Source organism: candidate division KSB1 bacterium (assembly GCA_022566355.1).
Classification (GTDB): Bacteria; Zhuqueibacterota; JdFR-76; order JdFR-76; family DREG01; genus JADFJB01.
Map to the genome: position 1 here is coordinate 27,582 of JADFJB010000018.1, position 18,837 is coordinate 46,418.

The window sequence follows — 18,837 nt, forward strand, 5'->3', positions numbered from 1 at the left end:
CACAAAGTATTGAAAAAAAAGAAGAAAATAAGTTTTATAAAATAAATCGAAAGAAGCTCAGCTTTTAATCGTAGTTCTTCTAAGTTATATAATCTTAGTGTCTTAGAGTCTTGGAGGCAGAATTTATGAATAATGCAGGCTAAATAAAGAAAGGTGTCCAGAACTATAGGAAAATAAAATTATCAATTTCTTTGACATTGTAGGATTTATTGGCGATGCCCTAATTATATCGATATATTATTTGTTGCAAACAAAAAAAATAAGCAGCGAACAATTTTCTATTCTATTCTGAATGGATTGGGTGCCATTCTTATCCATATTTCCCTCTTATTTAAATTCAATCTCCCGATTGAGTTCTGTTGGCTTTTGATCAGCTTAATTGGATTAAAAATTTTTTGAGAAGAAAAAATAAGTTTATAAAAGCGATTTTGCACAAAGACAGGAAATTCCCGAAAGGACGAAATAGGAAATATCTCTTCCTTACAGGACTTTAGCAATATAGAAAAATGAAATTGCTACAAATATACAACCCTAATAGGATAGAAATTGTCACAAAAATTAATGTAAAGATTTAATAGTGATAAAATCCCATACATTAGTCAACTAAAATTACTTTCCGAAATTTTTTCAAAATCAAACACATTATCTGTTAAAAAAGTATGCCTATTTGTGATGATGCTTTATTTACCTTTTTCGTTTTTTTGATTTTAATTTAATAGGTACTCTTCAATGTTCTTCGGTTTGTTTAATGGATCAACTATTCACGGGTTTTGGTAAAATGCAAGCAAAATTAAACTTTTCTGATGAATGGGCCAAAAAGAATAGGCATCTATTATAACATTAATCTAAATTAAAAAGCATACGGTTATTTGTAAGTGTTTTGCCCCGGTTTTGGGGCGTAGAATAAACTCAACCAGAAAGAATTCAAAATGTCAGAACCAACTAAGGGTGTTATGAAATATCAACGGGGTATTGGCTTTTTACGTGATCCCAAACGGTCATTTGATCCCGATCCTAATGATGCTAAGGTGTCAGCTCAGCTGATCAAAGAATATGGGCTAGTAGATGGTGCAGAAGTTAGCGGAACCGCAAGCAGTAATGAGAAGGGTTGGCACCTGGAAACCGTTGATACAATTTGCGGTTTAACGCCAAAGCAGTTCAAGGCCCGGCCACAGTTTAAAGAGCTGATCGCTATCAGCCCAACAGAGCGAATTCGGCTCGGAGATGGTGGCAACACCTCGATGCGTATTATAGAATTAATCGCTCCCATCGGCAAGGGAACTCGCGGCATGATCGTAGCGCCTCCCAAAACCGGTAAAACCCAGCTTCTGGAAGAAATAGCCAATGCAATTTACTCCGGCGAACCGGATACCCGAATTATTGTTTTGCTTATCGATGAACGACCGGAGGAAGTTACCCATTTTCGCCGCAATGTTCCAGCTCAGGTGCTGGCTAGTTCTAACGATCAAGATGTTGAAGCACATGTTAATCTCGCAGAGCTGACACTGTCTCACATTCGTTGCGAATTAGAATGTGGCCGTGATATTGTGGTCCTGATCGACAGCCTTACCCGGATGAGCCGTGCCTTTAACCTGCACACCCCAGGCACAAAGCGTACATTAACCGGCGGATTGGATGCTAATGCCCTTGTGATTCCCAGGAAATTTTTTGGGGTGGCACGCAATATTGAAAATGGCGGTTCAGTAACAGTAATCGCAACTGCGATGATCCAAACCGGTTCTCGCATGGATGATTTTATCTTCGAAGAGTTTAAAGGTACTGGCAATAGTGAGATTGTCCTGGATCGCTCACTCTCAGAATTTAGAATTTTTCCAGCTATTAACCTGATGGCCAGCAGCACTCGCAAAGAAGAGCTGCTTTACGATGCGCATGAAATGAAATGGCTGAACATGCTGCGGCGCCAACTTGCGCAAACTGAGCCAAAGGAAGCAATGCTCGGCATGCTTAAGCTTATGAAAATGGCTCCTACCAATGATAGGTTATTTTTAAAAATATCACCTGAAATATAAATACGTTGGAATAAGTCCTATTCTTGAATAGGCACCTCACAGGTCTCTAAATTATCTTTAAAACATTAAGGGGATGATTTTTTTTGACTTTAACAATATTGCTACTGTAAGTGCCTTTGTGCCTTTGTGCCTTTGCTTTGAATTTTATTCTTATAGCTTGGTATCAAGACCTAAAACCGTCTTTCTTAAATCTCGGGAGGGATTATGAACGTAGGTTATTTTGATCCGTTAACTCGGGCTTGGAACCGAATGACCACTGCCCTTTTTAAGCCATTCGATATTGGTAAATGGTTTGTGGTGGGATTTACTGCTTTTCTGGCACAATTGATGGATTGGCCTCCTGGCGGTTCTGATAATGAAGGAAAGTGGCACACAAACATGGACGATTTCGTCAGCTTTCCGGATGTTGTCAGGGAATGGTTGACAGACAATCCCGGCTGGTTCACACTAATCATTTTCAGTCTTGTTGCTGTGTTGGCAATTATTATCCTCTTAACCTGGCTGAGTTCCAGGGGTAAGTTTATGTTTCTGGAAAATGTGGTACATAACAGCGCTGTAGTTGCAAAACCGTGGCATCAATACAGAATGGAAGGGAACCCCTGTTTGTATGGCGTATCTTATATGGCCTCATATGCGTGGTTGTCTTCAGCCTGGTCATGGTTCAATGCTACCATATTGTAGTTGATATTTATTACGATGGTTTCTTTGTAGACGAACATCTTTTGCGCATAATAGGAATGGCATTGCTGGCGCTGGCGTTGTTTGTGGTTACTGCATATATCTCGTTATTCCTGAATGACTTTGTTGTCCCAATCATGTATAAGAACAATACAACTACAACCCAGGCATGGAATCAGTTTCTTTCAATTTTAACACATCACTGGCTGTCATTCATTCTTTACGGATTGTTCATTTTTGTATTGTACATGGGTGTTGTAGCCTGTGTTATTATTGCCGGTATAGTTACCTGCTGCCTTGGCTTTTTGCTGTTGATTATCCCATATGTCAGTTCTGTTATTTTATTGCCCATTTTGTATACCTTCAGGTCATTCAGTGTGGAGTTCCTGGAGCAGTTCGGCCCTGAATTTGTTATATTCCCACAAGCTGATGATTCTAAGGCTAGTTGAGCGGCTGAGTAAAAAAGAAGAGACAAGGCAACCTATTTTTGGATTGGATGGACAGGATCACCAAAGAATAAATCATGATCAAGATATATTCTGAAACGCAATTTCCTGCAAATAGAATATTAGCTAAGTCACTTGTTGCATCTGCTTTGCTTTTTATATTGCTAGCATCCCTGTTTTTGAATCCGGAAAAATTTAGCCTGGTAACTTGTATCTTCCGCGAGAACACAGGCTATAGCTGCCCCAGTTGCGGATTAAGCCGTTCCTTTTATGCCATGTCTCATTTGAATCTATTGGAATCCTTTGGATTTCATTTAATGGGCCCCATACTTTATTTGGGGTTGGTGATTTTGTTTCTGAAATATCTTTTTGAAGTTGTAACAAGAAGAGAGATTCGAATAAAAATAAAGCCTTTTATGACCAAAATTAGCATCGCACTTTTTTTATGTTTATGGATGGGTTTTAGTGTAATTCGATTTTTTAGTGAATTTTAGGAAGTCATATTAATGCATTTCAAATTTAAAAGGAAAAAATTACCTGAGTTGGCAAAACGCGCAGGTATATGAGAAAGATAAGTGGATATCTTATATTTCAATAATAAATTCGAATTAGCTTTTGTTAAAGATTCGTTTTAGGAGTTGAGTGGGATGCTAACTAAACGTGAGTTGACATAATTATCTTAGAGAAAAGTGCACCATTATTAGCCTTCGACTCCGCTCAGGCTGCTGAATTTAAGCCATAGGAACTGAACTCGAACCGTGAATTCAAATATGTCGAAACTCACATTAGCTATAAAAGAAAACTACTTCAGAACCCATTCATTGGAATGTCCTCTTCGTTGACGCCTACGCAAATTGTTGTCGTCGAATTCTATTCCTTCAATACTTAACCGAATATCTTCATTTACTGTTGCCCATAAATAATAACTATGCTCTACCAGGCCACCCACAATCTGACTACAGTCAGCCTGATGAACTTTGTTATGCACTAAGTAAGGGTGTGCATTTCCGGAATGACCTAACCGTTCAGGGTTGCCCTTGGTAGAATCTGAAATTCTTAATGCTATGTCACCCTTGTTGAAGTAAATTGTTATGTTTCTGCCAAGCTCATGCAATCTACTCATGGGTTGGTCCGTTTCCAACACATCATCATTAACATCCGCAGAACATAAGAATAAATGGTCAAATATTCTCGGCAAGGATGGCCCTTCTGCATGTTCAATCATTTTACCAAGTGCATTCTGCAGTACATAATTGCCCATAGAGTGACAAAGTAAATGGATTTCTTGATTACATAATTTCTCATCTTGTTTAAGCGAATTTTGTCGAAGTTTCACTAAAAAATCACGAAGTTTTAATATTGCTCTACCTACCGCATGCCCTGATCCTTCCGCATCAGATCGATCTGATTTATAAGCGGCAAAGGGCAATAAGCTTCCATCGGACGGCCAACTAAAGAGAACAACAACTACATCTTTTTGGTGACTATCTCGGTTTTTATTAAACATGTATTGTAATGCCATGGCCGCACCAACTGCTTCTTCCCATGACACATTATATCCGTGAATATACACCACTACATCAGCAGCATTTTCCATAAGCTTTTTCAAAGTTTTAAAAAGTTTTGTAGAAGGATTATTTTCAGAAGGAATTTCCTCATCTGCATCAGCGGTTTCTTCTTTATACGCTGTGATTTTGGCTTTCTTTACTAACCCTGTCAAATACTTGGCTAACTGTTCACCGTCACCTTGCCTTCCGTCAGCTTCTATTGTCAGAAAATTTTGTACTACCCGTTCGTTTACTTGCAATTTAAGTTCACCGAACCGTAAATTCTGCATTCCATCTTTACTAAAGTTTTTACCGTAACCGGAAGGTGACCATTGGTTATTCCCCCTATGTTTCCTGTTTGTTGCAAAAAATAGAGAAGTGATTACCATTATTTTTTCCCTCCTTTCTTTTTCTTTATGAAAGAAATTTGAATTTGATATAATATGTAAAGGAAATTTGAGTAGAGCAAAAATTTTATGGGATTTCAAAAAAAATATACATTTATTCCTTTACCGTTTAATTTTGCCCAAAGGAACCTACCACATGCCCTTGCGGAAGAAGGATCTACATTAGTGAGTTCAACCGATTCTCCTGCCTTTACAAGCCAGTGTGACCAAAAACCAGCCTCCTTAAAGAGTCGAAAGACATTGATACTATCATTCTTCGCAATATGCTTTCACATATTCAAGTCCCTAAGATGTATAGTAAAATAAGTTACTTGGATATATATGCAGGAAATCGGAGGTGTTGAGCCAAATGTAATCATATTATGAATCATGCCATTTTATTGTTAACCACTTTGTACCAGGCATTTGCCATTAAAAAACTCTTCCAATTCCTATTCTAAGTCCAAAGCTTTGTTTTGATGGTCTATAAATGGTTTCAGTAATGAATAAGGTTTTTCGCATTTTATAAGAAGCTTTAATACCATATTTCCAGTTTTTGTTATAACCTGCACCACCGGCCCAAATTCTAGTTTTGTGATTAGAAAAATGGTAATTCAACCCGACTGCTATGGGTAAAAAGACGATATCGTCCAATGCAGAAATTGATGCAAATAACTTCCCGATGACTCCAAATCGTATGACCACCATTGGGATAACAAAAGATAACGGGGCTTCATCACAATATCCTTTTTCTCTTTTTACATAACTGATTCCAATTCTAAATCCAAAATATTTCCAATTCCTATCACCCCCTAATGAAAAATAAAATATATCTGCTACTGATTTATATTGATTAGCGATTGCTCCTTCGCAAAACTTTAACCCTTCTTCTCTATGGCTTAATAGCCCACTCTTAAGATAGATACCAGACATCAAATAATTTTCAGATTTAAGCACAAGAAGCGCGCTTCTTTATAGTCAGAAACCGTTTCATTGTCATCCTTATCAAAATAGCCAACTCCTATAGCGGCGATACCTATGAAATTTTTTTTATTTCTTTTTCGAAAACCTGCCGGATCCCAAATTCCTTTTTTATTCTTAATCGCGATTCGTGATGCTTTTATATATTTACTTTTGTATAAGGTGTCAATTTGTACATATTTCCCAAATCCTTTTTTGAGATAAATTTCGGTTACAATTTTTTTTGAAATGGGTATTTTTGAATTAAATGTACTGAAACGATCTTTGCATCTCTATTACTTTCTGGCGAAGGCTCAATAATAAAATCCTGGTTGAGGAGCTTTATTACAGCGTAAAGCTTGATATGTCTTGCCAAATAATTGAATAATGAGTCTGGCTCATTTATTGATGGTGATTCCACATTCGCCAATTTTATTATCTGCTCATTTTCTAACTTAAATAAATTTGAATCGAGAATTTCAATAATTTTCATTTTTTGAGCGAAGGCAGGAGTGCATAGAATAAAGAGCATGGAAATTGTTGCCGGGAGTATTTTAATAGCTCCGGTCATTATAAATCCTTACTCAAGCTGGCAACATAGTGTTTTTTTGGCAAAGTTTTGGTTATGACAAGATAATTCATACAGATTAACAATCCGCACAGTCTTTTAAATAAAACAATAATATAGCCACGGATTTGCCCGGATAAAACACGGATTTAATAAATGGAGTTTATAAATTTCACTTTTTCGATTTAGAAGATTTCTACAAATATCAAATTGCTATTAATGATTTTTAATTTTTTTAACGAATTTTATCCGCGTCAATCAGTGAAAATCCGTGGCTTTATTTTTAATTACATAATCTCTGCACTTCTCAGCGATCTCTGCGTTGAAATTTATTCACTTCTTCGCACTCAAGCCCTTAGCCGTACGATCTTCCAGCGGTGGAGCCGGTGTCATCATAGGTGGATTGGTTTTCAACAGTTTCAAAACTTCCTCAACCACTTTTTCGATCTGGGGATCTTTACCTTGCACCAGGATATTGGGATCGTCCCACACTTTGAAGTCCGGGGTCACACCCTCTCCTTCCCAGAACCAGTGCCCGTCATTATCGTAGAGCCTGGCGCCGGGAACGGTGATGCTGCCGCCATCGATCAAGCGGTGGCCTGTGGCTGGCCCGACCAGGATGCCCAATGTCCGCTCGCCGACGATAGGACCTGCTTTCAGCTCCTGAAACGCCCAGGGCAAGCCATCGCCGCCGGAACCAGCCCAACCATTGATCAGCATGCCAATGGGTCCGGTATTGGTCTTTATCGGCCAGGTGTGATCTCTGCCATGGCGCCAGTGTAAGTTGTAAACAACCGGGCGCTGCATCAATTCCAGGAAACGATCGGCTAGCTGCCCGCCGCCGTTAAAACGCTCGTCGATGATGAATCCTTTTTTATCTAATTGTCCATAATACATTCGCACCAGCTCCAGCTGGCCGCGGCTGCCGGTATTGGACATATAGACATAGCCGAGCTGACCATCCGAAAGTTTATCGACCATTTTGCGGTTGTTTTCGATCCATTCCAAATATCTCAGGTTCATCTCCTCCCTCTGGGTCAGGCATTTGATCACATGGTTTTTACTTTCCTCTTTTATACCGGTCCGGCTGACGGCCAGGTAAACCGTTTTCCCCGACAGCCCTTCGAAGGCGGCATAAGGATCTTTTTTAAGATCCAGCGCCACGCCATTTACCGACAGGATATAATCGCCGATCTGCACATCCACACCTGGCATATCGAATGGCGACCGCACCTCCGTATCCCACACTGCCGGCGTTACGATGCGTTTGATGCGGTACATGTCGTTATTCATTTCCCAATCGATGCCCAGGAATCCGGTAACCAGTTGGGAGACGCTTTCAACATCTCCGCCCCGGGTGTAGGTATGGCCGGCGCTGAGTTCCGCAGCCAAATTGGACTGGATAAACCTCACATCCCATCGTGTGCGGGCATCTTCGATCAAGGCGCCGTAACGCTGCCGTAATTTTTTCCAATCGACCTGGTGCATATTGGGATCATAGAAAAAATCCCGGTGCCGGCGCCAGGTATCCGTGAATATTTGCTGCCACTCCTCCCGCGGCACCAGTTCCATCACCAGGCCGTCGGTGGGGATGGGTTTCTCGATCTTTTGTTTCGCCTCCGGCTTGATGATGCCGTATTTCTCTTTGCTGCTGACTATCAGAGATTTGCCATCCGCTGTTACTTTAGCGCTGTTTACGTCAGAAAGGATCGTCTCTTCTTCTCTTTTCTCGAAGTCGTAAAAGATCAAGGATGACGAGCTCTCTTCCGAACCGGTATTGGGACGCCTTAAGTATACCAACTTATCCTTGAAGGGCATCAGTGCGGCAATATTTCCAGCTTTTGGCGGCAGGAGTACGAGCCGGGCTTCCAGGTTATCAAAATCAATGATGACCTCGGGTGTCTCTTCTTCTGATTTCTTTTCTTCCTTATCTCCCTTTTCATCCTTCTCGTCATCATCTTCCTTTTCTTTCTTTTCCTCTTTTTTGAATTCATCATTTTTCGGTTTCAGGAGCGATGGCGTATCCTTGGTCAGGCTAAGAGAAGCAATCTGGGTAGAGTTAGGATATATCCAGGTACCGTCCATATCGGAGTAGTTCGCTGACAGGCTGCGATTGGTCAGGTAAAATAGGTATTTGCCGTCGGCGCTGAAAACCGGGTATGAATCTTCATAAAAACTGCTGGTTGCCTGGTGAGATGTGCCATTCTCAACATCGTACAGGAAGATGGCATTATTGGCGTTTTCCATGCCCTGGTTAAATGCTATCCATTTTGAATCCGGCGACCAGGAAATCGGGTAACGAAAACGTCCGCCATGCCCAACATTCCAATGGGTATTGCCTGCGGTCGTTACTTTTCCGCTTTCCGCATCTACCACAGAGATATTATTGGTCTCATCGATGAAAGCCAGCTTCTTGCTATTAGGCGACCAAAACAGGGCATAGCCAAAACCCATCTTTCGGTTGGTCAATTTTTTCGGTTCTGAAGTGCCATCGCTGGCTTGCAGGTAAATCTCATATTCGCCGGAACGGTCGCTCCAATAGGCAATCTGCTTACCATCCGGCGACCAGGCCGGATCGTGATCGAATGCGCCGCTGGATTGGGTCATATTGATGACATAGCCATCCAACGCCGGCACATTAAACAATTCGCCGCGGGCTTCGAAGACGATGCGCTTGCCCTCGGGACCGGCTGTCATATTTCTGATGCTTTTGCTGACATCTTTAGATCGAGCCATTTCTGCCGACAGGTCGCTTACCACATTCACCGACACCGGCTTATACTGTTGGCTGTTCAGATCCATCAGGTATAACAAGCCACCGGCCTCGAAGACCAGATCATTCGGTCCGGCTGACAAAAAGGAAATATCGAAATCGTTGAATTGAGTAACTTGGGAAGTGGTTTTTGTTTGGGTATCATAGACCCAGATGTTGAGACGCATGTTCTTTGCCTGATCCGATAAGAAGTAGACTTTGTCGCCGGCCCAGGCGGGCTTGCCGTCGTTTGCATGATTGTTGGTAATGTTTTCGGCGCTATTGTTGCGCAAATCATAAATGATGATATCCGAGGCCAGACCGCCGCGATAGCGTTTGAAGGGATAGTTCTCGGTAATCTTGGTGATGTAGGCGAGGAAATTGCCGTCGGGTGAATAGCTTGCCAATTCTCCGTACGGCACCTTTAGCTTTTCTGGATTTCCACCATCCTTACTGACCAAATAAAACTGCCGGAAACGCTGCTGGCCGCTTTCCCGGTTTGAGGCAAATAAAATGCGCTTGCCATCGGGATGCCAGTCGACCATGCGGTCGCTGTGGGATTGGTAGGTCAGCCGGGTTGGCACACCGCCCAGGGTTGGCATGACATAAATATCCACGTTGCCGTTGTAGCTGGCGTTATAGGCGATGGATTTGCCATCCGGTGAAAAGCGCGGCCAGGATTCCTCACCCGGCGAATGGGTAACCTGGATCGCCGTCCCGCCGCTTTTCGGCATGACCCAGATATCGCCGCCATACACAAAGGTGATCTGGGTATCCGATACATCCATATAGCGCATGAGCTTGGCGCTGATCTGGGCGTGTGAGGTGGAGATTAGGAACAAACCGCAAAATAGTAAGATTAGCTTTTTCATGATAGGTCCTTTCGGTTGACGAGGTTGTGATTGACGGGCTAATGGTTAGAAAGTAGGTATTTAGGATTTTTGTTTCAAGAGGTTTGTTGGGGAATAGGTGGGCACACCAAGAATTGATTAAAAAGATTATTTAACAATAGAGGCTAACAACAGTTGGCTGTTTACCCAGTTTCACGCATCCATGCAGTAGATGTACTTCCTACTTCAATATTGCTAGCTTCCGTATTCTGGAAAACTCACCTGCGCGTATGTGGTAAAAATAGATACCACTTGTTAGATGCTGCGCATCAAAAACCACGTTATGTTCACCAGCATGCAGCTCTTCATCAACTAATGGCGCGACCTCTCTCCCTAAGATATCGAAGAGCTTTAGTGTAACCTTGGATTGTTGAGAAAGTGCAAACTTAATTGTAGTCTCCGCATTAAACGGGTTGGGGTAGTTTTGCTCCAATACCAGATGTTGGGGAATCTGATCCAAATGATCATTTACTCCTACGGTAGTTGGTGTCTTAAATAAAAACGTGTCCGGGCTCGCGACATTAGATTTTCCGTCGGTGACATTGACGGTCCAACGATACGTCTCATCTGTAAGCAAATCGTTGGGCCAGTAGAAAACCAACACGGTGTCCAATATACCTGAAAGGACTATGTTTGGAAATTTGTCCAGAATCTTTAATTCATACCGCAGCGTGTCCATTGAATCACTGTCAGTGGAAGCGTTCCACTTGAACCGGATTGAGTTTGAACTCAACACCGCCCCGTTCTCCGGAGCTAACAGAGGAAACTTCGTTGGCCGATTATTAATCGTTGCTGGATCTCCCGTGATAATGAAATGGTCAATCCAGACGAAATCGGAATGCTGTCCTCCCGGACCGCCATCTTGAATATGGTAGTTAATCGCAAAATAGATGTCCAAGTTGTCAAATGCCGAAAGATCAAAACCATACTTATGCCAGGAGCCTACCGGGCCGTCGACCTTGAAATAACCAAGGGTATCGGAAAAACTGGAAAGTTGATTATCGGTTGTGGAGACCAACACCAGCAGGGAATCATCAAAGGGTCCACCCACGGCCCCCGCCCAAAAATACAAGCTGTCTCCCTCGAAGATGACTGATATTTGCGGGCTGATCAGCCATTCATCGATGACACCCGCCAAATTGGCATTTTGAACATTGCTTGACCAAAAACTTTGGCCTGCCTGAGGTTTTATCATCACTCCACTTGGGGTGGTTTCTGCCTGGGTGTATTCTATCCCTGTGCCGCTGCCATCTTTATCAATCACCAGCCAATCCAATGGCAGTGCAGTTGTGTCAAATGTTGCTTCCCATTTAATTTGTGCGTGCGCATTGGAATTGATTGCCCACATTGAAATAAACAGAACAATTAATCCTACCAAGGTAAAATATTTCATAGGAAATTATCCTCACGTAAAATATTTCAGATTTTTTTCGTCCTGGATGCAGGAAGCAGCATGCTTAATGCTCAAACGCGAACGCAGCCATCCTTCCAAATATTCGCTTAGCTAGAGCATCAGACAACCAAACGATTTCATTTCAACAGCAGCAGTTTGTGGGCCTTGGCAAACTTTCCTGCCTTAACCAGGTAGAAGTATACGCCGCTTGCGAGGCCAAACCTGGTTTCATTGAATGAGACTTTATACCGCCCTGCCGACTGTTTCTCATCAACCAGAACAGTTACTTTCTGGCCCAGAATGTTGTAGATGACCAGTTCTACGTGTTGGTCTGTTGGAATTCCATATTCAATTGTTGTCTCCGGATTAAATGGATTGGGGTAGTTCTGGTTCAGATAAAATTCATAGGGTACCAGCTCGTCGCCATTGGCCAATGCCGTATAAACGTATGGCTCGAGCAATTGCCCCCCAATGTCATCGCTCTTAAACAGCACGGTGTTTTCGACTTTTCGGGTGTCATCTGCCTTAGAGTCGTACACCTGAAAACGAACGGAATCGCCTTCGGCCGTGTCTGAATAGATCGTCAGAAACACGAAATGTCCTTCCAGTTCGGGGACATATATGGGCTGGGCCAGGCCTCGGCAGGTCTCACCCACAAAAGCCCCGATGATGTCATCGCTGCTGCTCAATGTCTGTCCATTGAATTCAAGCAGACCGGTCATGGTCATATTGTATTCATAAGCCTTCACGTCTAAGGACCATTCAGGTTTACCTGCAAACGCAATTGTGCTCTGGTTGTCGACAACTTCTTTACTCAAATCAGGATAGAGTAAATCGCCCGGCTTGCTAATTTTTAGCAGATACCCCTGGCCGGGAGTCATAACCTTCAAATCGCCGAGCCAGGCTCTGTTAAAGACATCATAATCGGCAAATTGGGTTTGGCTTTTGATGCGATCGCCGGTGGCAGGTTTCAACGAGGACAGTGCATCATTGACATCTAATAACTCGTCATGCATGTAGCCAATCCAATTCCAACCGCTATCGACCGGGATGGACGTGTTGAATAGGTCCACCGGTTCCCCAACTAAGCGAAGTTGGTCAGGGCTGCTCAAGTTAATGTGGTAGCTTTTGCCAGTTTCAATGCTTTCGAGATTACCTATCCAGCCGGTGCCCTCAAGATACTGACTGAAGCCGATCTGGCTCTTAATGAGATCGCCGTTCCTGGGTGATAGACTCATCAATGCCTCATCAAGAGATGTTTCTATTGTCTCGACATTGTTGGAAAACCAGGTCCAACCTGAATTCATAGAAAATGTTTGGAAAGATGCATCAGGTTCAATAAGAATCGGATTGGTGAGGCTACCATAGGAGGCATTGCTGCTAAAAAAATAGTCTGGCCTGAAGTATGCATATTCCTTGCCGGTTGAAGCATCCCACAAACGGAAAGTAAGAGGTTCGCCACTGGGCACGTTGCTGTAAACAGTTATAAGGGCAACAAATCTACCGATGGCGGGAACATATTCCACATGGGTAACACCGCGGATTTCGTTGTCTACATAAACACTCAACAGGTCAAAAACGTCGTCCGAAAGGCTAGTCTCTAGTATTAGCTGGGCGGTGACATTCATGCTATAGGTATACACACTTGGATTGATCTGCCATGCGGGCGCTTCATGCAGAACGTCGATAGAAACCTCTAATAGCTGCTGGCCGTGAGAGGTTTCTACAAATACCGTATCCTGATGGAGTCCGGTATCTAGCTGTCTATCGATTGTGAAGGTTATTTCTATTTCGCTCTCTGGTGCAATCTCACCGCTAAGCGGGCTGGGAGTGAGCCAGGCAGGGAAACGGCTGATGTTAAATGACAGGGTATCCGTGCTGGTATTATTCAGCTTGCTGGTGATCGATTCGGAACGGTTTTTATAGACTGTGGAAGAAACCATCGCGCTGGTCCAGTAAACCTGGCTTGGATCTACCCGAAAAGACCAACTGACCGCTTTGCGCAGTATCTTACCATTCACGGCTCGGATGTCCGATACTTTAGCAATTAATGTCCGGTTTGCCAGTTGCGAAAATGGCAAGCTCGGGCTGATATGGAGCGTTTCGCCGTTGCAGTTCAGTGTGACATCGATTCTTGCGTCATCATCGGCAAACCTCAACGAAACCTGGCGTTCGGCATCGATGGAAGCACAGTCCAGGGCGCCGCTGAGTCTGATGGATGGATTTTCGCCGACGTTGAGCACGCCATCGGAGGGTTCCGGAGTGCCAAGAACCAATAGCGTCCTGCGATCGATGCGGCCATGAATTGTACTGCTGTAAGTCACGCCTTCGTTACCGCCGTCGCTAACCGCGCGTAATTCATATTTACCATCGGGCAGGTCAGAAACATCCCAATCTGCGACAATATAATCCGCAGGCAGTTCACGATAAGGGATTTCAAAAACCGTTAGCCACGCTTGTAACGGCTGCCGGTATTGAAGTTTAATGTTTTCAAGGTATTCATTATAGGGATCATAATCATTGATAATGATGGGCACGGATTCCTGGTCGCTGCTGCCCACGCTCCAACCGCTATTTGGGTAAAGGAGATTCAAATTACTCAAGGAACTGCTAAAATGTGCGGAAAAAGTGACGGTATCAGCAATGGTCAGCTCTCCTCTGGCCAGCCATTCGTCGTATTCACACGGTGGGGCTAACATCAATTGCAGATTCTCATAGTCGAAGGCGAGCGGTCCCCGTTCCACGGTCAAGGTTGCAGTGTAGGCCGAATCTCCGGCCGGAATGAAATAGGAGAGTGCATTACCCATCGGCACGCCCCCGACCCTTATAATGGCACCATCGGGATTGCTGAGCTGAATGACCCGCAGATCATATGCCCGGGCTTCGCCGCTTTCGCTGGTATTGCCTAAAGATAGAATAAACGTCGCCGGCTCATCGGGCGGAACGTCTTGCTGAATAAACGTGTCAATGGCTAATTGCACGCCGTCCCGTGGCTGCGTGCCGGGCTCCCACGGGCAACTGCTGGTACCAGCAACCAGTTCGAACACCGGCGTACCATAGCCATTGACGTCCTTTTTTATATCGACGCTGAAAAAGTCTCCGATATCGTCGTCTCCCAAGCTGAACCCCAGGGTAGTTTCCTGGGAATTCGTGATATCATGAATCGTTATTCTTGTGGTAATTTGAAATTTCGTTTTGACACCTATCTCCAATGGAACGCCGGTAATCACAACCCCAAGGCCAGCAGCTGCCTCCTCCTCAATGAATGTAGTAAATTCGAAGGTGTGAGCCGAGTCCTTGGCCATTGTAGAGGTGTAGGTGGTCTGGGTGTCGCCGCCAAAAGAGAGGTTGCGCTCAAACTTTGCATCGTCCTTAAGTTTGTCATTCATCGCAAGGGCCTGCTGCCAAACCGCAATAGCAGCATTAATTTTTAAATTAGACGCAACCGAGTCTGGTTGCAGAATGGTCAGTAGTTGTAATTGGGGAATGACGGTGTTTCTGATATGATCCTCGGTGTAGATGTAGGTCGTTTCAAACCCTACCACCTCCAATGCCAGGGAGGTGTCCCGAACCACCTGACAGGAGGATCTGTCATAATCGATCACATCGGTCAGGGAGAACAATTGGTTCATCGAGGCGCCGATAAAGACATCGCCCTTTGAGGTTCGGAATTCTTCGGTGGTAGTTAATGTTGTGGTGAACACACGGGACCCACCAAAGCCACCACCTGCAGATACACTGCCGGTCAGAATTACGTATCCGCCAAAGTTCGCAACCGGAAGGCCCGCCGGCGTGCTAGGAGTGGAACCTACGGACCCCAATCTTACATCGGCAAATACTCCACCGCCGGCAGTTTCTTCGAACGCGAAGGAATAACGATTGATAATCGTGCTGCCCTTAGACTGGAAGCTGTAACTCTGGTCCCCTGGCGGATGTCGCAAAATCATCAAAGGCAGTTCCGGCGTGGTGCTCGCAAAAGTAGGCGTCCGCGGTCGGTGGCCCGTGACCAGTACCCATTGATCCAGGGAGGCCGTCTGACTATCCACGTCCGCGGTCACCTGCAGCAATTTCTGATACGGATGCGGGCCGCCGCCCAGGATATTCGGTTCGCCAGCGGTTAGGGTATATTCGGCTCGGCCGTTCTTCAGTTCCAGCGTTACCGGCTGTGCCGGGTTACCACCGATATCGTCGAAGATAGAGACGGTTCCGTTAGCTACAAGGCAGACTTGACCTTCGTATTCCTCCAATACTTCGATCAAAAGCAAATAGTCTTTAAACTGCCGCATGATGGGTATGCTATCGCAGGTTGTTTCTTCAGGGAATATGGAAAGTTGGATGATCGGCGGAGGATGATAGATGAAATTCTGACGCTGGTCCTCCCGGCTTAAATCGACCGTTACAGGAGAGAAATATTCCAGAATCGCGCTGGAATCCGCATTGTCGATTTGGATTAGCTCAACCGAATATTCTTGCGCCGGGAATAAGGGACGAAAATTGCCGTTGAAATCGGTTACAATCGTGGTGTCAAGACAAGCCGGGTTGGCAGAGCTTGTGATTCGGATTTGTGCGGTTCCCAGTCCTGCGATACATCCGCCTCTCACTTTGCCGAACAGTTTGCGGCTTTCGGTATCCCAGAATTGCAGGCCATCTACATCTTCTGTAATGGTTAGGCTGATATCGTGCGGCTGAAACAAGTGAGCATAGCCCGAATCGCCAAATGTTGGAGTGATGGTATACTCTTGATCGGGTTCCTCTATGGCGAGTGCAAATTTCCCCTCGGCATCGGTAAGAACCTCGGTAGCCTCCCCGTTTAGAAAGATCTCCACGCCCTCGACCCCACACAAGGTGCCGGCAAATTGTATCTGGCCCTTCACTGAAAACGTGGTGGTATCGGTAAAACTGACGGTCCGCCCGCCAGCGGTTTCTAAGTACAGGTCTGTAAATTCCGGATCGAAACCGTGCCTTTCCTTGTCTGGCGTCACCCTGAATTCCCGCCCTTCATCATAATACATATTTCGAATATCATAGTCTCCGTTGACATCGGTGACGGCACGATGCTTGACATCGGGCGTGTCGCTGCTCCAGACGGCCCCGATAATCTTGCCATGATGACCACCTCCGTGGGTATAATCCGCGGCCAGGGTCTCACCGGACCTGGTGGAATCATCAAAGGTCCAGTACCCCACTAATCCCGGCTCATTGCCTTGCAGCAAGCGATACATATCCGTTTTGATAGCCGGGCCAGTACGCGCAATATTCCAGAGACGCACTTCGTCGATCTCGCCATCAAACGGCTGCTTCACTTTTCCAAACTGCTTATATGCCCCGATGGCAAGGGTATTGGTTGTCGTAATACGCCTAACATCGGAAGCCTGCTCTTTAGCAATCCCGTCGATGAAAAATTGGGCGCTATCGCCGTAAACGACGACAGCCACATGTCGCCAATCATTGCTGTTCACGGTCGATTCACTCTGCAACCGGCTCCGAGAGCTGCCATCCCATTCCGCATACACTAGCTTCCCATCCGACACCTTAAACTCTATGGTGTGGTTGCTATCGGTATGACCCCATGCCAGGATTTGCTGATCACTGTCTGAAGAAGTTTTAACCCATGCGGAGATGGTCGTTTCATTGGTTTTCGGGATGTGTGGAATTTGTACATAATCATCCTTGCCGTCAAAGTCCAGCGCAGTGGTCAGAGAACTCGAAGTAGGAGCAACGGAAACCTCGACCTCTGCAATTTCTAAGCCCCGATCCGTTTGCACCTTGCCACTAATCCGACCATTTGCACGCCTCCAGCCAAAGTTGGCCATGGTTCGTGGCGATTCCCCCCAGAAATTATTGTAAACCGATACTTCATAGGCATAGATCTTCCCAGCAATGGCACCAAAATCAATAAAGACGGAAGCCGCGAGGACCGTGCTGCCGATCTCTATGCCATCGCGATATATCTTAAATCCTTCTACGTTATTGGAGCGGTTGTTCCAGGAAATTCTCACCAGGTTGCCCGACTCGCCATCCCCGGCTGTGAGCTGGCCTGGCTGTGCAATAAACTCGTACAAATAAGCTGAACCTGACTGAATGCCATTCTCCTCATCCTCAAAAGAGCCAATTAAGGCGATGCTCTTATCAATAGCCACTGAATTCCCAAACCTGCCTTGGATTTCGTCGTCGGGGTCGGGGTCGGGATCAATTCCTTCCTGGTCTCCCTTGACTAGTTTATACCTCTGAGACCAGCCCGCCCCATCGAATTCGAAGATGTAGGCCGCTCCCCGATTGACAAGGTTCCCGGGAGCCCCGACAACCAGAAAATCCTCATTGATTTGTAAGCTTCTACCAAATGAGTCGAAATTCCCACCATCCTCAGCCAGCAGTTTTTGTTTTTGATGCCACTCGTCGCCGTCATACTCAAAATAGTAAACGGAGCCGGAGAGCTCCCCGTTTATGTCATCCTCCTGTCTCCCAATGAACGCCCGGTTTCCACTGATAGATACCGGTCTACCAAAACTGCTATTGGGTTTTGTAGGGTTATCAGAGGGTTTTAATATTTGTTGGTCCCACTTGCTTCCGTCAAATGAGAAGGCGTACGCCACCCCTTCAGGTGTTCCTACAATGGCCAAATTGCCGTCGATTGATACTTCCAAACCGAAAAGTAGAAGTGCACCTTGTGGCAGCAGAGGGGGATTTTCTGGCAGCAGGATTTGTGGGTCAATCCACTCGCTGCCATCGTATTCAAAGATGTAAGCACTACCCTGGGATCCGTCAGCGTGCGGGGCTCCGATCATCAGATGGCGACCGCTCAAAGAGACAGATCTGCCAAAACCACCAGCATCAGGGAAAGACGATGATAGCAGCTTTTGTCGTTCCGTCCATTCAAAGCCATCGAATTCGAAGATGGAGGCCGATCCAGATAAAGTCCCGACAACAGCTACGCTTCCTTCAATATCTACCGAAAAACCAAAATCTCCAAAAGGAACGGGATTGCTTGGCACCAGCTTTTGTGTTTCGACCCAATCGCTGCCGTCAAGCTTGTATATATATGCCGCCCCTACCCCCATGGCTTGGGGTGCGCCAATGATGGCATAAGCTCCACTAATTGCAACCGATGTGCCAAAGTAATCTTCGTCCTTCCCATCACTAGGGAGAAGTTTATTTTCTCTGCCAATCCTTGGCTGCTGGGAATGCAG

At 45.0% G+C, this 18,837-nt stretch carries 10 protein-coding genes; 4 read left to right on the forward strand and 6 right to left on the reverse strand.

Annotated features, from left to right (window positions below):
• Window positions 1-929 precede the first annotated feature (929 nt).
• From rho to IIC38_05305, 4 genes are all read left to right on the forward strand, one after another.
• Window positions 930-2,030, forward strand: coding sequence for a transcription termination factor Rho (gene rho, locus IIC38_05290; GenBank protein MCH8125359.1), 1,101 nt, complete (start codon window positions 930-932; stop codon window positions 2,028-2,030).
• Window positions 2,031-2,234: 204 nt separating this feature from the next.
• Complete coding sequence (locus IIC38_05295) at window positions 2,235-2,711, forward strand: hypothetical protein (protein MCH8125360.1); 477 nt, start codon at window positions 2,235-2,237, stop codon at window positions 2,709-2,711.
• The gene (locus tag IIC38_05300; GenBank protein MCH8125361.1) at window positions 2,687-3,157 is read left to right on the forward strand and encodes a hypothetical protein; all 471 of its coding nucleotides are present in this window, start codon (window positions 2,687-2,689) and stop codon (window positions 3,155-3,157) included. Before IIC38_05295 ends, IIC38_05300 begins: the two co-directional genes overlap by 25 nt.
• A gap of 74 nt (window positions 3,158-3,231) precedes the next feature.
• A complete protein-coding gene (locus IIC38_05305; GenBank protein MCH8125362.1) occupies window positions 3,232-3,648 on the forward strand; it encodes a DUF2752 domain-containing protein in 417 nt (138 codons plus the stop codon).
• Between the two features lie 308 nt (window positions 3,649-3,956).
• On the opposite strand, the gene IIC38_05310 is transcribed toward IIC38_05305, so the two are convergent.
• The 6 genes from IIC38_05310 to IIC38_05335 all read right to left on the reverse strand — a co-directional run.
• A complete protein-coding gene (locus tag IIC38_05310; protein MCH8125363.1) occupies window positions 3,957-5,090 on the reverse strand; it encodes an alpha/beta hydrolase in 1,134 nt (377 codons plus the stop codon).
• 429 nt (window positions 5,091-5,519) lie between these two features.
• A complete protein-coding gene (locus tag IIC38_05315) occupies window positions 5,520-6,020 on the reverse strand; it encodes a hypothetical protein (protein MCH8125364.1) in 501 nt (166 codons plus the stop codon).
• A gap of 259 nt (window positions 6,021-6,279) precedes the next feature.
• Complete coding sequence (locus tag IIC38_05320) at window positions 6,280-6,618, reverse strand: hypothetical protein (protein ID MCH8125365.1); 339 nt, start codon at window positions 6,616-6,618, stop codon at window positions 6,280-6,282.
• Between the two features lie 330 nt (window positions 6,619-6,948).
• On the reverse strand, window positions 6,949-10,239 hold the full coding sequence (locus IIC38_05325; GenBank protein MCH8125366.1) for a PD40 domain-containing protein: 3,291 nt from the start codon (window positions 10,237-10,239) through the stop codon (window positions 6,949-6,951).
• A 199-nt stretch (window positions 10,240-10,438) separates the two neighbouring features.
• Window positions 10,439-11,650 carry a T9SS type A sorting domain-containing protein gene (locus tag IIC38_05330; GenBank protein MCH8125367.1) on the reverse strand — a complete coding sequence of 404 codons (1,212 nt, stop codon included), beginning with the start codon at window positions 11,648-11,650 and terminating at the stop codon, window positions 10,439-10,441.
• Between the two features lie 137 nt (window positions 11,651-11,787).
• The coding region (locus IIC38_05335; GenBank protein ID MCH8125368.1) for a T9SS type A sorting domain-containing protein at window positions 11,788-18,837 on the reverse strand (7,050 nt) is incomplete at its 5' end.

Excerpts from the sequence above, each read along its gene's own strand:
- rho (MCH8125359.1), top strand. The coding sequence starts at position 930 with ATGTCAGAACCAACTAAGGGTGTTATGAAATATCAACGGGGTATTGGC.
- IIC38_05295 (MCH8125360.1), top strand. The coding sequence starts at position 2,235 with ATGAACGTAGGTTATTTTGATCCGTTAACTCGGGCTTGGAACCGAATG.
- IIC38_05300 (MCH8125361.1), top strand. The coding sequence starts at position 2,687 with ATGGTTCAATGCTACCATATTGTAGTTGATATTTATTACGATGGTTTC.
- IIC38_05305 (MCH8125362.1), top strand. The coding sequence starts at position 3,232 with ATGATCAAGATATATTCTGAAACGCAATTTCCTGCAAATAGAATATTA.
- IIC38_05310 (MCH8125363.1), bottom strand. The coding sequence starts at position 5,090 with ATGGTAATCACTTCTCTATTTTTTGCAACAAACAGGAAACATAGGGGG.
- IIC38_05315 (MCH8125364.1), bottom strand. The coding sequence starts at position 6,020 with ATGTCTGGTATCTATCTTAAGAGTGGGCTATTAAGCCATAGAGAAGAA.
- IIC38_05320 (MCH8125365.1), bottom strand. The coding sequence starts at position 6,618 with ATGACCGGAGCTATTAAAATACTCCCGGCAACAATTTCCATGCTCTTT.
- IIC38_05325 (MCH8125366.1), bottom strand. The coding sequence starts at position 10,239 with ATGAAAAAGCTAATCTTACTATTTTGCGGTTTGTTCCTAATCTCCACC.
- IIC38_05330 (MCH8125367.1), bottom strand. The coding sequence starts at position 11,650 with ATGAAATATTTTACCTTGGTAGGATTAATTGTTCTGTTTATTTCAATG.